Annotated in this window: 13 protein-coding genes and 1 tRNA gene; 5 read left to right on the forward strand and 9 right to left on the reverse strand. The window is 69.7% G+C overall.

The window, feature by feature from the left end; all coding sequences use genetic code 11:
- Positions 1-15: 15 nt before the first annotated feature.
- Positions 16-591 carry an HD domain-containing protein gene (locus A3IC_RS0136155; RefSeq protein ID WP_026219136.1) on the reverse strand — a complete coding sequence of 192 codons (576 nt, stop codon included), beginning with the start codon at positions 589-591 and terminating at the stop codon, positions 16-18.
- A gap of 21 nt (positions 592-612) precedes the next feature.
- Complete coding sequence (locus A3IC_RS0136160; RefSeq protein WP_020554964.1) at positions 613-1728, reverse strand: helix-turn-helix domain-containing protein; 1116 nt, start codon at positions 1726-1728, stop codon at positions 613-615.
- 106 nt (positions 1729-1834) lie between these two features.
- On the opposite strand from A3IC_RS0136160, the gene A3IC_RS0136165 reads away from it, so the two are divergent.
- Both A3IC_RS0136165 and A3IC_RS66960 read left to right on the forward strand, forming a co-directional pair.
- Complete coding sequence (locus A3IC_RS0136165) at positions 1835-2041, forward strand: hypothetical protein (protein WP_020554965.1); 207 nt, start codon at positions 1835-1837, stop codon at positions 2039-2041.
- Between the two features lie 258 nt (positions 2042-2299).
- A complete protein-coding gene (locus tag A3IC_RS66960; RefSeq protein ID WP_020554966.1) occupies positions 2300-2494 on the forward strand; it encodes a hypothetical protein in 195 nt (64 codons plus the stop codon).
- A gap of 1 nt (position 2495) precedes the next feature.
- On the opposite strand, the gene A3IC_RS0136175 is transcribed toward A3IC_RS66960, so the two are convergent.
- The 7 genes from A3IC_RS0136175 to A3IC_RS0136205 all read right to left on the reverse strand — a co-directional run bounded on the left by A3IC_RS0136175 (position 2496) and on the right by A3IC_RS0136205 (position 9030).
- Entirely contained in the window at positions 2496-2867 is a 372-nt protein-coding gene (locus A3IC_RS0136175) for a thioredoxin domain-containing protein (protein ID WP_020554967.1), read from the reverse strand.
- Positions 2818-3090, reverse strand: a complete 273-nt coding sequence (locus A3IC_RS73750) for a winged helix-turn-helix domain-containing protein (RefSeq protein WP_020554968.1) — start codon at positions 3088-3090, stop codon at positions 2818-2820. Before A3IC_RS73750 ends, A3IC_RS0136175 begins: the two co-directional genes overlap by 50 nt.
- Before the next feature lie 413 nt (positions 3091-3503).
- A tRNA-Val gene (locus tag A3IC_RS0136185) sits at positions 3504-3577 on the reverse strand.
- A gap of 64 nt (positions 3578-3641) precedes the next feature.
- Positions 3642-5369, reverse strand: coding sequence for a glycoside hydrolase family 31 protein (locus tag A3IC_RS58495; RefSeq protein ID WP_020554969.1), 1728 nt, complete (start codon positions 5367-5369; stop codon positions 3642-3644).
- A 220-nt stretch (positions 5370-5589) separates the two neighbouring features.
- Complete coding sequence (locus A3IC_RS0136195) at positions 5590-6975, reverse strand: ABC transporter substrate-binding protein (RefSeq protein ID WP_040877722.1); 1386 nt, start codon at positions 6973-6975, stop codon at positions 5590-5592.
- A 181-nt stretch (positions 6976-7156) separates the two neighbouring features.
- Positions 7157-8149: a carbohydrate ABC transporter permease gene (locus A3IC_RS0136200; RefSeq protein WP_020554971.1), complete on the reverse strand. Its 993-nt coding sequence runs from the start codon at positions 8147-8149 to the stop codon at positions 7157-7159.
- Entirely contained in the window at positions 8146-9030 is an 885-nt protein-coding gene (locus tag A3IC_RS0136205) for a carbohydrate ABC transporter permease (RefSeq protein WP_020554972.1), read from the reverse strand. Before A3IC_RS0136205 ends, A3IC_RS0136200 begins: the two co-directional genes overlap by 4 nt.
- A gap of 391 nt (positions 9031-9421) precedes the next feature.
- On the opposite strand from A3IC_RS0136205, the gene A3IC_RS0136210 reads away from it, so the two are divergent.
- The 3 genes from A3IC_RS0136210 to A3IC_RS0136220 all read left to right on the forward strand — a co-directional run bounded on the left by A3IC_RS0136210 (position 9422) and on the right by A3IC_RS0136220 (position 14889).
- Entirely contained in the window at positions 9422-10411 is a 990-nt protein-coding gene (locus A3IC_RS0136210) for a LacI family DNA-binding transcriptional regulator (protein ID WP_020554973.1), read from the forward strand.
- Positions 10412-10677: 266 nt separating this feature from the next.
- Positions 10678-12771 (forward strand): beta-galactosidase, encoded by a 2094-nt coding sequence (locus A3IC_RS0136215; RefSeq protein WP_020554974.1) that lies wholly within the window; start codon positions 10678-10680, stop codon positions 12769-12771.
- Positions 12772-12906: 135 nt separating this feature from the next.
- Complete coding sequence (locus A3IC_RS0136220; RefSeq protein WP_020554975.1) at positions 12907-14889, forward strand: glycoside hydrolase family 5 protein; 1983 nt, start codon at positions 12907-12909, stop codon at positions 14887-14889.
- The last annotated feature ends 105 nt before the right edge of the window (positions 14890-14994 follow it).

Raw genomic sequence — 14994 nt, forward strand, 5'->3', positions numbered from 1 at the left:
GCAGGTGCGTCGATGCTACGACTCGCCCATGGCCTCGCGGAGCCAGGTGAGCGAGCCGGTCTCCAGTAGCGCGGACGCGATGCGCTTCGCTGACTCGGTCCGGATCCGCCGCTGGGAGTTGGTGATCCACCGGTCGACGTTCACGTGCCCTTGGTCGCGGTACTCCAGCGCCTGGACGAGGCACTCCAGCTTGTCGGCGTCGCCCGCGCAGATCGCTTCGGGCGTCTCGCGGGCCTCGTACTCGCCGATGATCGACCGCATCAGCGCACCCAGGCCGGAGGGCAGGCCCTTCGACTGGTCTGCGGCGATGGCCACGGCGTCGCCCTTACCGACGTACTTCTGGCTGATGTGCGCAAGGTCGCCCGTGCGGGTCTCCCCGGTGTCGTGCCACACGCTCAGCAGCGCGGCCTTCGCCGGGTCGGCGCCCTCCAGCTCGGCGATGATCGAAGCCAGGAGGGCGGCCCGCCAGGAGTGCTCAGCCACGGACTCCGGGTCCTTGATCCCGGCGATCCACCAGCCGGTCCGCTTGTGATTCTTGAGCGTGCCCGCCTCGAAGAGGAAGTTCGCCACCGCGCGGTCTTCGTCAGCCACCCCATGCCCCTTGCCTGTGGTCTACGTCCGCGACAGGCGGATCGCGTAGCGGACACCGTCCAGCTCGCGCCGCGCCTGCGCGGACAACGTCCCGCCATCCAACAGGAGATCGACCCGTTCCCGCAGCGTGTCCGTGTCGACCCCCGCCGCCTGGAGCAGATGCGGGCGGATCGCGAGCAGCGACCACAGGGTGTGGATGTACAGCTCCGAGAACCCCAACCCCGGCGTGAGGTGGTCGACGAGGTGCGCAAGCAGCCGCTGCCCGCCCCAGGCTCCGGGGGTGACGGGCGCGGCCATGAACGCGTCGTCGCCGTGCAGTCGAGGCAACTCGCCGACCCAGTAGGCCCAGTAGTTCAGGTTCGCGGTCTCGCCAGGATCGCTGTCCACGAGGGTGCGTTCGATGAAGCGGGTCATGCGCTCGCGGTCGCCCTGGCGCACTGCGACGGACGCCACCGAACGGGCGTCGAGCCAATCCGCCAGCCAGCCCTGGCTGCGTCGGCCGCGCTGCTGGTGCTGTATCCACGGCGTCGTGTCCGGGGCCGGGTCGTAGCTGACGAGGTAGAGCGCCTGGCGGCGGGTCAGGATGTCGGCCGGCCTCGTCGCGGTCTCGGCTGTTCGGCGGACTGCGGTGAAGAAGTTCCGGCATCCGGCGGCCGGAAGCTCGGGGCTGGTGGCGACCGGGCCTCGGCGCTTCGGCGTGGGGAGCGCGTCGATGGTGGCGGGGGCGCGGCCGGTGAGTGGCCAGGTGAGCATCTCGACGACGTTGCGCTGGAGCACGGTGGAGCCGAGGGGGTGATGCGGCCCGGCGGACCCGCCTTCGAGGACGCCGGCCAGGAGGACGTCCGCCTCCATGGCCCGGTCGAGCGCGGTGAGGAGGTCGGGCGAAGCGCCCGCCTGTAGCAGCCGGTTGCGGTAGACGAGCATGTGGCCGACGGGTACGGCGGTGATCGGCCGGCGCCCGGTCTCCCACGCGGCGACGGTGTCGAGGGAGACGCCGAACTGCTCGGCGAGGCCCTCCTGGGTGAGCCCGGTTTGCTCGCGGATACACCGCATCACGTACCCGGAAACGACGCCGCTGCGGGTCCGGCCGGCGGAACCCTGCGTGTCGGTCAGGGTTTCGGTGGGTGCGGGGGTCATGGGCCCTCCGGATGGCTCGACAACCCGTACTGGCGGTCACTGCCGCGCCGTTCGGGCTGCTCGTAGCGTTGCGGTATCAGTTCACCCAGCGTAGAGGCGAGCGATCATGATCGTCACCGAACAGCAGGATGATCGGGTGTGTGTCACGGAGTCCGGTGACCCGCGCCGTCCGATCCGGGTCAAGGCGCCGGACCGCGCGCCGCTGGACATGACGCATGACGAACTGGTCGCGCTTCAGCACGAGATCCGGGCGTACCTGCTGTATCCGGTGCCCGGTCCGCCGCTGCGGCGGATGTCGAACTCGGGCGGCTGACCTCCGCTCGTCACCGCCCGCTCCCCTTCCCTGCGGGCGGCTCCGGCCCGGTGGCGAATCTGTGCGCCGCCGGGCCACCACGCCCTCGCCCGGCCGTCGATTGGGCTCCCCCCGACCGGCCGGGCGGGGCTCCACGACGCGGGGCCGTGTCGCACAGGGACGCGACCGGCCTCGCCCACCATCCTCGCCCGGCCTGGTGCCTGAAGACCCCCGCACACCAGGCCGGGCGAGACCACCGCCCACACCCAGGAGAACACCGTGACCGACGACCTGCGCAGGGGCGACCGCGTGGAGCACAACCCGCCGCCCGGCGAGCACCGCTACCCCGACGGCCGCCTGATGACCGACGACCCCCTCGCGGACACCGTCGACGTTTTCGCGGCGGCCAGTCGGAACCCCGACGAGCTGCGGTGGACGGCACCGCGCTGGCAGGTCCGCCGCGTCAAGGACTGACCTACCCGAGCCGCACCCGCCACCGGTCCGCCGGCAGCAGCAGTTCGTCGACCGCTGCGGGGCGTCCGTCCCGCGAGTACCTGACCACCGGCACGATCAGGAGAATCGCCCCGATGGCAACCCCGAGCATGCCCGCCTCGCCGGCCACAGCCGCGCGCCCGGATGGGTCGCTGATCGAATGGGCGCCGGGCGCCGGACGAAGGTGGCTGGTCCGGCCGTCGGGATCGAGCAACTCGACGCGTTCGCACTGGAGTCGGACGCCGACCCGGAGGCCGAGCATGTCCGCCACCACAGGCGGCGCCTCGGTGCGGGACAGGTGCCGTTCACCGGTGCCGTGCGGCCAGGGGGCGGCGGGTTCGGTCAGGGTCCTCACGGGGGAGAGGGTGCTTCACCGTGGGCTGGTGTCGCTGCGAACCCTCGATGAGGCCTTCGCTGCGGAGGAGTTCCAGCGCCCGCTGCACGGTGGTGGGCGCGACGCCGAGTTCGCGGCTGATCTGGTGGCGGCTCGGGACGCGGTCGCCGGGCGCGAGGTCGCCCGACTGGATACATCGGCGAAGGTTCGCCGCGACGCGTCGGTAGGTCGCCTCGGCCGGCACGGGTGCAGTCTCGTGCGCCTGCCAGATCTTGACCGGTCCAGATCATTCGGAAGACATTTTCGAACAAACGTCCGGTAACCCCTTGGTCCTATCGGGTGAAGTGGCGAAGCGATCTTCCAATCACACGATCCGCAGGCCAGGACGGACGGAACACCCCCAAAGACGCGCCTGGGCCCGGTTCATCGGTGGCGCCGGTGTCGGACCCTCGGCGCTCCCCTCCCTCCTGGCTGCTCCCAACTGCTGCTGACTGCAAGCGGGAGAATTTCAGGAGATGATCATGTGCAACCCACGGCAGTCCACAGCACAAAGCAGCGCTTGAGAGCAGTCATCAGGTGCAGCAAAGAGGCGGCCGGCCTGCGGAAATCCGCAGGTCAGCCGCCTCTTTTATGCTCTGAGCTGTGCTGTCTAACCGGTGGGCACAGACAGACTCGAACTGTCGACCCCTGCTTTGTAAGAGCAGTGCTCTAACCAACTGAGCTATGCGCCCGGATGCGAGAGGACAGCCTATCGAATCCGTGGGGGTGGTTCGTGCCGTTGGGCCGTGGGGACGATCACGTCTTCGGGGGGCGGTGGGCGGCGGGGGTGGTGGAAGGCGTGCGGCGGAGCCAGGGGAGGCGGGTCAGGGGGGTGTCGACGGTGATCTCGGTGGGGCCGTGGTGGGTGGTGCCGTCGTCGGCCTGCCAGGTACCCGGGGGGATGGTGACCTTGCGGGAGCGGGTGCCCTTGGTGGTCACGGGGGCGACCAGGATCGTGTCGCCGAGGAGGAATTGGTCGGTCACGGCGGCGTAGCCCCGGCCGGGGAAGACGTAGTCGAGGGGGAGCTGGATCGGCTCGCCGGTGTGCGCCGCGGCGCGGGCCAGGGCCAGGATCTCCGGGCCCAGGTCGGTGTGCAGGCGGGCGGCGGCTCGGCACATGTCGAGGTGTTCCGGGTCCAGCACCCGCCACGGCGCCGCGGAGAATTGCATCATCGGGAACAGTGCGGCGGTCTGCGCGTACCGGACGAACAGCTCGGGGTCGAAGCCTTCGCCGTTCGGGCCCGGGACGAAGCGGAACTCGCCGCCGCCGATCATGTCCGGGCAGGTGAAGGGATGGCCCGTGATCGACTGCGCAAGCGCGTTCGGGATCAGGCTGTTCAGGCCGAACCGGCCCTCCCACAGGTGGTACTTGTCCTGTTGGCGCTGGGCCAGCGGCAGCCCGGCCGCCCGCCACGAGTCGCGGAACTCGTTCAACGGCCATTGGGCACCGAACCGGTTCCACGCGTGCGTGTACGCCTCCGGGTCGGCCACGCCGAGCGCACGCCAGAACGGCGCGTCGCCGCCGTCGAACTTGAACCCGTCGATGCCGATCGACTCCTGAAGCTCCGTCAACTGCGCACGCAACCACGCCGTCGCGTTCGGATCGAGCAGGTCCAGTCCGGCGCTGTAGCCGTTCCACCACGCATGCACGCCGAAGTAGCCGTCCGGGCGCCGGATCAGCAGCCCCCGGTCGTTGAGTTGCCGGCAGGTCGGCGAGTCCGGGGTGACGTACGGCACCAGCCACAACATCACCCGGAAGCCGAGTTCGTGCAGCCGGGCGACCATGCCGGCCGGGTCGGGGAAGCGCCCCGGGTGGAACGTCCAGGTCCCGTAGTCTTCGCTCCACCGGTCGTCGATCATCAGGACGCCGGGCGGAAATCCGTTGCGCAGCAGGTCTTCCGCATAGCCGAGCACCTTGTCCTGGGTGGGCTCGAAGACCGTCTCGATCCACAGGTTGTACTGCGGCGCGGTGAACAACAACGGATCGGGCAGCGCACCCGCGGCCGGGTAGTAACGCTGCATCACCTCCAGGTATGCGTCCCGCAACGTGCCGCCCGCGGCCACACCCGTATCGAGGATCACATCCGCCTCAGGGCTGCCGGTGTTCTCGAACTCCTCGGAGCCGTCGGACGCCTCGGGCACCTCGGGCACGGCCGACACCCCGCGCACCTCGCCCGACCCACCCGCGCCGTGTGCCTCATGCGCCTCGCACACCTCAAGCGCGCCGCGCACCCCGGGCACCTCGATCACCGGCCGCCCGTCCTGCATCCGAAACGCGAACGGCCGCGTGCAGTGCACCCATCGGCCGTGGTCGGAGAGCAGCACCGGCATGCCCTGATTGGCCTTCACGTCCCGCAGGTCGATCTCGTACCCGTCGGCGAACGGCATATGCCGGCCGTCGGCGGCCGCTCCGCCCCACCAGTGTTCGCCGGGGCGCGGATCCAGCGCGAGTACACCACCGTCGACCGATCCGCGATTCGTCATGCCGCCCAGCTCTCCCACGTGCTCGGTCCCTTCGCGCCCACCCACCGGTGGCGGCGAGCCCCCCGTTGAGCCCGCCGCCACCACCCGACCCACCGCCCGACCGGCCTCGACTCACCGGCCGATCGGGCGGGGAACTTCACCCGGTCGAGCCTCGATCCGTCGCCCGACCAGGTAGTACAAACCATCGCCGACCAGGCGTCATCCATCACCTGATCACGCGTCACTTCATGGTGAAGCCCTGCTCCTTGCCGAACGTGGTGATCCGCTCCTGCCAGGTGGACAGCGCACCCGGCAGGTCGCCACCGGGCTTGTAGACCTGGCCGATGGTGTCCTTGAAGATGCTGTTCGCGTACACCTGGAACGGCAGGTACTGCCACTCCGGTCGCACCGCGCCGGACATCTGCGCGAACACCTCGTTCGGCTTCGTGCCCGGGAAGTACGGGAGGTCGGCGCCGCGGAAGGTCGGGTCGTCGAGCAACAGCCGGGTCGCCGGGAACAGGCCCACGTCGGAGTTCAGCGACTTGACCGCCTCGGGGTCGGAGTTCAACCAGGTGGCGAAGGCGACCGAAGCCGCCTTGTTCTTGGCCTGCTTCGTCACCGCGACCGACGAACCGCCGTTCTCGGCACTCCCCGGCGCGCCGTCACCGGTCGGCATCGGCGCGACGGCCCACTGACCCGCACCCTGCGGCAGGTTCTTCTGCATCACCGCGGGCGCCCACGCACCGGCCAACCACAGCGCGTACTTGCCGGCCCCCATCGACTTCCACCACTCCTCGTTCCAACTCGGCGTGGACTCCACCGTCTTGTCCGCCAGCATCGGACCCCACGTGGCCGCCCACTTCGCCGCGCCCGGGTCGTCCTTGAGCTTCACCGCGGCCGAGGACTCGCCGGAGACCTGGTACGGCTTGCCACCCTGCTGCCAGATCAGGCTGTTCGCCTGTCCCGCGTCGCCCGGGTCGAGGTAGGTGACGAAGTTCGCCGGGTCGGCCGCCTTGATCTTCTTGCCCAACTCGGCCACCTCGGCCCAGGTCTTGGGCGGCGTCGCGCCGAGCTTGTCCAGGACGTCCTTGCGGTAGAACATCGCCATCGGTCCGGTGTCCTGCGGTACGCCGTAGATCCCGCCGGCCACGTTGACCTGCGACCAGGCGGACGAGGCGAACTTGTCCCGGAGCGAGGCGGCGCCGAAGTCGGCGAGGTTGACCAGTTGCTTGGTGATCGCGAACTGTGGCAGTGCGTAGTACTCGATCTGCGCCACGTCCGGGGCGCCGCTGCCGGCCTTGAGCGCGGCCTGCAACTTCGTGTACTCGTCCTTCGATTGGCCCACGTTGACCAACTTGACGTGCACCTTCGGGTACTTCTTCTCGAAGAGCGCCACCGTCCTGTCGATGTTGGGCACCCAGCTCCAGAAGGTGATCTCGGCGGGCTGGTCGAGAGCCCCCGCGACCGCCGACGGGTCGGCCTGCTTGCCGCCCTTGTCGTCGTCGGACTTGGAGTCCGACCCGCACGCGGCGAGCGACAGGGCGAGCGCCGCGACGGTGACCGCGGCGGTCATCGAGGTCGACCGACGCGAGCCGAGACGACCCGCGATCGACGATTTTGCGTTCATGTGTAGCCACTCCAAAGGGGTTTCGCGAACACGGGGACGTGCGAAAGAGGCATGCGAGATACGAAGGAGAGACAAAGGCCCGATTGCGGATCGAGGAGGCATCACTGCGGGCTGAGGAAGCACCGGCCCGTCGGCCCCGGCCCGGGGACCCCACCGGCGACATCCGCCCCGCCGACAAGCCCTACTGCTTGACCCCGCCCGCCGAAAGGCCGGACTGCCAGAACCGCTGCAGGAACAAGAACGCCACGATCAGCGGCACGATCGCCAGCAGGCTGCCGGTCAGCAGGATCGGATAGATCGCTGTACTGCCCGCCACACTGCCGCCGTTGGCCTGCCCGTTCCACCTGTTGAGTCCGACGGTCAGCGGGAACCAGTTCGGGTCGTTGAGCACGATCAACGGCAGGAAGTAGTTGTTCCAGGTCGCCACCAGCGCGAACAGCAGCACCGTGACGAAGCCGGGCGCGAGCAACCGCAGCGAGATGGTGAAGAAGATCCGCAACTCGCCCGCGCCGTCCATCCGAGCCGCCTCCAACATCGCGTCCGGCACCGCGTCCGCCGCGTACACCCGCATCAGGTACAGCCCGAACGGGCTGGCCAGGGAAGGCAGGATGACGGCCCACGGGGTGTTCACGATGCCCACGTCGCTGAACAGCAAGTACGTCGGTACCGCCAACGCCGTACCCGGAATCGAGATCGCGCCCAGCACCAGCGCGAACATCAGCCTGCGCCCGGCGAATTCGAACTTGGCCAGCGCATAGCCACCGAGCGTGGCGATCATCGCGGCACCGCCCGCGCCGACCACCGAGTACAGCAGGTTGTTCGCGAACCAGCGGAGATAGATGCCGTCTTCGTAGGTGAAGACGTCGTGGATGTTGTCGAAGAGGTTGAAGTCGTCGGCGAACCACAATCCGCGCGACGAGAGCAGACCCTCGTTGGACTTGGTCACGCCGAACATCAGCCAGACCAGGGGCAGCAGCGTATAGCCGAGCATCAGCGCCATCGCGACGGTCAGCGCCGTGCTCTTGCGATCGCGACGATCGCGACGATCGCGACGGCCGCCGCTCTTGCCGCTCCCGCCACGCCCACGGTGCGGCCGTCGACCACGCGGGCGGAAGAACCGGCTGGACGCGTCGCCGGCCGCGCTCGGGCGATCCGGCAGGGTGGAGGTGCTCACTGCATGCGCTCCCGTCGGGCGGTGGCCAGCTGGACCAGGTACGCGACGAACACGGTCACCACACCGAGAACCACCGCGATGGCGGCCGAGTAGTTGAACTGACGTCCGTTGAAGGCGAGGTTGTAGGCGTACAGGTTCGGGGTGTAGTTGGTCGGCACCGACGCCGGGGCGAGCGCGGACAGGATGCTCGGCTCGTTGAACAGTTGGAAGCTGCCGATCACCGAGAACGTGGTGGCGAGCAGCAACGCCGGCTTCAGCGCCGGGAGTTTGATGCTCCAGGCGGTGCGGAACGCACCCGCGCCGTCCATCTCGGCCGCCTCGTACAGCTCTTCGGGAATCGCCCGCAGTGCCGCGTACAGGATCATCATGTTGTAGCCCACGTAGGACCAGGTCACCACGTTGCCGATGGACGCGAGCATCCAGTCCGGGCCCAGCAGATCGGGCAGTTCGGTGCCGAGCAGGTCACTCAACTCGGCGGACAAACCGAACCGCTTCCCGTACATGTAGCCCCACATCAGCGCCGCGACCACGCCTGGTACCGCGTAGGGAACGAAGATGCCGACCCGGAACAGACCCGCGCCGCGCAACCGGCCGCTGTCGATGGCCAGCGCGGCCAGCAGCGACAAGGTGAGCATCAGCGGTACCTGGATCGCGAAGAACAGCGCGACCCGGACCAGTCCGGCGGAGAACAGCTGGTCGCTCAGCGCCTTCGAGTAGTTGTCGAACCCGACGAAGACCGTGCCCCCGATCATCCGGTCCTCGTACAGGCTGAGCCGGAACGCGTAGGCGAGCGGTGCGGCGACGCCGATGACGAAGACCACCAGGAACGGGAAGAAGAAGGCGTGGCCGGTGAGGTTGCGCCGCAGGGCGCCGCGCTTCACCGCGTGCCCCGGCGGCGGCACGGGACCGGGTCGACTCTCACGGAAGGTCCTCCGGGACGCTCGGGGGATTTCGGGGACAGCGGTCGCAGGGTCGCCGCCGCAACGAATGTTTGCGCCAACATCGCGGCGCGTTTCGAGAGTGTTCCGTCACGCTGACGACCTGTCAATAGTCATCTCTGCGGGAAGTTTCCCGCATGAATGTGGCTTTTGGCAGTTCTTCGGAGTCGATCGCGACGCACTGTTGACCCCGAATCATGTTTGCGCGAACATGAGCGCATCCGCCGCCCGGCGCGGATGCCGTGAGTGAAAGGATCGGGGCATGGCGAAGGACGGAGAGGTGGCGAAGCCGGGATCGGGCGGGCCGTTCGAAGCGCGTACCCGGCCTCCGTCCATGGCCGACGTCGCCGAGATGGCGGGCGTCTCCAGCCAGACCGTCTCGCGAGTCGCCAACAACCGCAGCAACGTGGACGAGGCGACCCGCGAGCGTGTGCTCGCCGCGATGCAGGTGCTCGGCTACCGGCCGAACACGGCGGCGCGGGCCCTGGCCACCGGCAAGTTCCGGATGCTCGGTGTGATCAGCTTCGGCCTGAACGCGTACGGCAACGCCCGCACCCTGGAGGCGATCGTCGCCGCCGCACAGGACGCGGACTACTCGGTGAACGTGGTGAGTGTGCGGGCGCAGACCGAAAGTGCCGTGCGCGACGCCTTCGATCGACTCACCATGCAGGCCGTGGACGGAATCATCCTGATCGAGGCGCAGATCCTGGACACCCCCGCGCTACGGCTGCCCTCCGGTCTGCCGGTGGTGGTGGTCGACGGCGAGGAGAGCCGCCGGCACCCCGGCGTGGACACCAATCAGGCCGAAGGTGCCCGGCTGGCCACCGCACACCTGCTCGACCTGGGCCACCGCACCGTGTGGCACGTCTGTGGCCCACAGGACTCCTATGCCGCCCGGCGGCGCGCCGAGTCCTGGCATCGCACGCTCAAGGCGGCCGGGGCACCCGTCCCGCCGCTGCTGTACGGCGACTGGAGCGCCGCCAGCGGCTACGCGGCCGGCCTCGAACTGGCCGCGAATCCGGAGGTCTCCGCGATCTTCGCGGGCAACGACCAGATGGCGCTGGGCGTGGTGCGCGCGTTGCACGAGGCCGGCCGCTCGATCCCGGACGAGGTGAGCGTGGTGGGCTTCGACGACCTCGCCGAATCGGCGTGGTTCCTGCCCTCGCTCACCACGATCCACCAGGACTTCGAGGAGGTCGGCCGGCAGTGCGTGGCGCTGCTGTTCGACCAGTTCCGCTCCGGTCACGCCACCGTGCACGGCGCCACGCCGGTCGCCCCGACCCTGATCGTCCGGGACAGCACCTCGGCGCCGCCGACCTCCTGACGAACCGTCACCACGGCGTCCGGCCGACCCGTTCCTCTCGCCTGCCCGCACCCACCGAAGTCGGGCGCCCCTGCCTCGGATTCACCCCGAATCACCCGGATTCGTGCCCCGCGCAGTCCGCATTCATCCCCCATCACCCCGGATCAGCCCCCGTACCACCCTGTTCGCCCGCGCACCCACTCGTCCGCAGCGGCCCCGAAGTGATCCCGAAGGAGAAGTGGCGCCCGGCCGGACGACTTTCGGCCCCGGCGTGCCACAACGCACCGATGAACGACACCACACACAACCCCGCCGGCCGGATGGCCGCCCTGCGCGCTCGTCTCGGCGGCATCGGCTTCGGCGCCGACTACAACCCGGACCAGTGGCCCGACGCCACGCGCGCCGAGGACCTGGCGCTGATGGCCCGGGCCGGGGTCACCGTGGTCAACCTCGCGATCTTCGCCTGGGCCCGGGTCGAACCGGCCCGCGACGCCTACGACTTCGGCTACTTCGACCGGGTGATGGACGACCTGGCCGCGCACGGGATCACCGCCGACCTCGCCACGATGACCGCCGCACCGCCGCCGTGGCTGGTCACCGAGCATCCCGAGGTGTTGCCGGTGACCGCCGACGGCACGGTCCTGTCCCCCGGCGGCCGGCAACACTTCTGCCCGTCCTCGCCGATCTTCCGCGACCGCGCCGCCCGCCTGGTCGAGGCGGTCGCGACGCACTACCGGGATCATCCGGCGCTCGGGCTGTGGCACGTCGGCAACGAATACGGCTGCCACGTCGCGGAATGCTTCTGCGACGCGTCGGCCGCCGACTTCCGGCGCTGGCTGAGCGAGCGCTACAAGAGCGTGGACGCGCTCAACGAGGCATGGTCCACCGACTTCTGGTCACAGCGCTACACGTCCTTCGACCAAGTGCTGCCACCGCGTACGGCGCCGACCTATCCGAACCCCTCCCAGCAGCTCGACTTCAAGCGGTTCGGCAACGACGCGCTGCTCGCGTGCTTCGCCGCGGAGACCGCGATCCTGCGCCGGATCACCCCCGACGTGCCGGTCACCACGAACTTCCTGGCCGGGCTCAAGAGCGTGGACATGTACGACTGGGCGCCGGCCATGGACGTCCTGTCCCTGGACAGCTACCCCGACCCGAACTGGGAGCAGGCGCACATCGGCGCGGCGATGAGCTACGACGTGATCCGCTGCGCGGGCGGCGGCGAACCGTGGCTGCTCACCGAACAGGCGCCGTCCGCGGTCAACTGGCGGGCCCGCAATGCCGCCAAGTCGCCGGGTCGGATGCGGCTGTGGAGCTGGCAGGCGGTCGCCCAGGGGGCGGACGCGATCATGTACTTCCAGTGGCGGCAATCCCGCGGTGGTGCCGAGAAGTTCCACTCCGGCATGGTGCCGCACGCCGGTCCGGAGACCCGGGTGTTCCGGGAAGTGGCGGATCTGGGGGCCGAGTTGGCCCGCGTGCCGGAGCTGGTCGGCACCCGGATCCGCAATCGGGTCGCGCTGCTCACCGACTGGCACAGCTGGTGGGCCCTCGAACTCGACTCGCATCCCTCCGACGCCGTCCGCCACCTGGACCGCGCGCTCGACCATTACGCGCCGCTGTTCGACCTGGGTGTCGGTGTGGACGTGGTGCATCCGGGAGCCGACCTGTCCGACTACCGCCTGGTGATCGTGCCGAGCCTGTACCTGCTGTCCGCCGAACACGGCGACAAACTCTCCCGCTTCGTCGCGGACGGCGGATCGCTCGTCGTTTCCTTCTTCAGCGGAATCGTCGACGACTGCGACCGGGTGCATCTGGGCGGCTACCCGGGTCCCCTGCGTGAGGCGTTGGGTGTGTCGGTGGAGGAGTTCTGGCCGGCGGACGCCGGCGCGGTGTTCCCGGTACGGGGGCCGGCCGAGCCGGGCGACGTGCCGCCGACGGGCACCGGCGACCTGTGGCGTGAGGACGTCACGCTCAAGGGCGCACGGGTCGAGCTGGAATTCGCCGGCGCCGAGTGGGCCGGCCGGCCGGCCGCGACCGTACACACCCACGGCGCGGGCATCGCGCGCTACATCGCGACCCGCCCGGACGCGGCGACCATGCGCGGCCTGATCGGTCGAGCCTGCGCGGACGCGGGCGTCGAGCCGGTGCTGCCGGTGCTGCCGCGCGGCGTCCAGGCATCCATCCGAGCCGGTGACGGGTACGACGTACTCGTCGTGCTCAACCACACGGACGCGACCCACGAGATCGACCTCCCGGACGATCGCCGGGACTTGCTCACCCAGGACCGAGCGATCACCCGCCGGATCACCCTGGCCCCGCGCGACGTGGCAGTCCTCGGCTCCCTGCCGACCGAGCCCGACACCACCCCGGCACCCGAATAGGCGCCGCCCCCAAACCCCCCGGCAGCACCACAGCACCACAGCACCGAAGACAAAAACGCACCACTCGCCCCAGTCGCACCGCTGCACCGCTGCACCGCATGCAGTTCCCTCAACCCTCAACCGAGGCAGGTACCGATGCAACGCACCAGGCACCGACGCACTCCGAACCCCGAGGCCCCCGGCCTCCCCCGCACCAGGCACCGGCTTCTCGCCCGTTCCGCCCTCGCCCTCACCGCGGTCGCCGCCGGCCTCCTGATCGGCCCGCAGGCCGGCGCCACCACCCCCGCCGCACCGGCAACCCCGCCGACGACCCCGCAGGCGTCCGCCCTCGCCGCGTCCTGGACAGCCCCCCTGTCCGCGAGCGGCCGCTGGATCGTCGACGCGAACGGTGAGCGGTTCAAGCTGCGTTCGGCCAACTGGGCCGGAGCACAGGGCACCTGGAACGGTTCCGGCGACATCGGCAACACCGCCAACCACCACAGCGGAGAGAATTCGAACGGCATGCCGCTGGGCCTCGATCGGGCAAGCCTGCCGTCGATCCTGGCAGGCTTCCACGCGGTCGGGATCAACAGCATCCGGCTGCCCTTCTCGAACGAGATGGTGCACACGACCACGACCGTCCCCGACGCGTCCGTGGCCGCCAATCCGCAGCTGCGCGGCAAGACCCCGCTCCAGGTGTTCGACGCGGTGGTCGCCGCTTTGACCGCCGACGGCTTCGCGGTGGTGCTGAACAACCACACCGGCACCACCCGTTGGTGCTGCGGCGTGGACGGCAACGAACGCTGGAACACCTCGCGCAGCACCGCCGACTGGGTGGCCGACTGGATCACCATGGCCAACCGCTACAAGACCAACAAGCGCGTGGTCGGCGCCGATCTGTACAACGAGGTCCGTCGCAACATCACCGACGACCCCAACTGGGGCTGGGGCAACGACAAGGACTGGCAGGCCGCGTCGCTGGAAGCGGGCAACCGCATCCTGACCGAGGCCAACCCGGACCTGCTGATCATCGTCGAGGGCATCAACTGGACCGGCGTCCCGGTCGACGGCCTGCCGCACGGCCGCCCCACGCTGACCCCGGTGCGCACCCTGTCGCACACGCTGGTCGACCCGAAGAAGCTGGTCTACTCGGCACACTTCTACGGGTACACCGGTCCCAACCACAGCGGCGCGTACGGCCTGGGCGAAACCCACGACGCCCGCTACCAGGACCTGACGCGTGATCAACTGTTCGCCGAGATCGACCGATCGGCGCAGTTCGTGACCGCCGACGGGCAACACCACACCGCTCCGGTGTGGATCAGCGAGTTCGGCACCGGTGCGGAGGAGGCCGACCCGGTCGCCCGCGCCTGGTTCACCAACTTCACCGACTACCTGGTCGCCCGCGACCTCGACTTCGCCTACTGGCCGCTGGTCGGCTGGAAGGGCAACGGCCAGGGCGACTCGTGGGCCCTGCTCCGCTTCGACCCGACCGGCACCCGCAGCGGCATCGCGGACGACCCGACCGACTGGCGCGCCGCCGCCTGGACCAAGCTGACCGGCGCTGCCGGCCGTACCGGTCCCATCCCCGCGTCGGCACGCTGGAACATGCTGAACCTGGACAGCGCCGATGCCCAACCGTCGCTGCGGATGCGGGCCCAATCGGACTGGGACTCCGGCGCCCGAAAGGGCGTCTGCCCCGACGGCGAGCGCATCGTCGGCCTGTCGCACACCGGCAACCGCGGACTGTGCACCACCGCCGGCGGCCCGGACCTGTCTGCGATCGGCGCCGGCTACACGGTGGTTCGCGACCAGTCGTACGTGCAGAACGACTGGGCCACGGGTTACACCAAGCTCGAATGCCCCACCGGCCGGATGATCACCGGCTACAGCGTGCGCGGCGCGGCCGTCTCCGCGATCCTGTGCACCCAGCCCACCACGGCACTCGGCACCCAGGCCCGCACCCTGTGGTTCGACCGAGGCGACAACCGCCCGACCGGCAACCCCGGCGGCGAGTTCGCCTCCGGCGCGTACAAGGGCCAATGCAACACCGACGAATACGCGGCCGGCGTCGCCTACACCGGCCGGGTCGGCTCGGCCAAGACCCCCGACGCCCTCCTCTGCAAGCGCTTGACCTGACCGACCCACGGCGAGCGCTCACCCCGAGCAGCCCATCGGCAGCACTCGGTCCGAGCACCGACGAACAGCGCTCGGCCCGAAATCAACCGTAAGGCGCTCGCCCCA

Source organism: Embleya scabrispora DSM 41855 (genome assembly GCF_000372745.1).
Lineage (GTDB): Bacteria > Actinomycetota > Actinomycetes > Streptomycetales > Streptomycetaceae > Embleya > Embleya scabrispora.

Bases quoted from the DNA above. Each gene is read 5' to 3' on its own strand.
- A3IC_RS0136215 (WP_020554974.1), top strand. From the start codon at position 10,678: ATGAACGACACCACACACAACCCCGCCGGCCGGATGGCCGCCCTGCGC.
- A3IC_RS0136165 (WP_020554965.1), top strand. From the start codon at position 1,835: ATGATCGTCACCGAACAGCAGGATGATCGGGTGTGTGTCACGGAGTCC.
- A3IC_RS0136160 (WP_020554964.1), bottom strand. From the start codon at position 1,728: ATGACCCCCGCACCCACCGAAACCCTGACCGACACGCAGGGTTCCGCC.
- A3IC_RS0136210 (WP_020554973.1), top strand. From the start codon at position 9,422: ATGGCCGACGTCGCCGAGATGGCGGGCGTCTCCAGCCAGACCGTCTCG.
- A3IC_RS0136195 (WP_040877722.1), bottom strand. From the start codon at position 6,975: ATGAACGCAAAATCGTCGATCGCGGGTCGTCTCGGCTCGCGTCGGTCG.
- A3IC_RS58495 (WP_020554969.1), bottom strand. From the start codon at position 5,369: ATGACGAATCGCGGATCGGTCGACGGTGGTGTACTCGCGCTGGATCCG.
- A3IC_RS0136220 (WP_020554975.1), top strand. From the start codon at position 12,907: ATGCAACGCACCAGGCACCGACGCACTCCGAACCCCGAGGCCCCCGGC.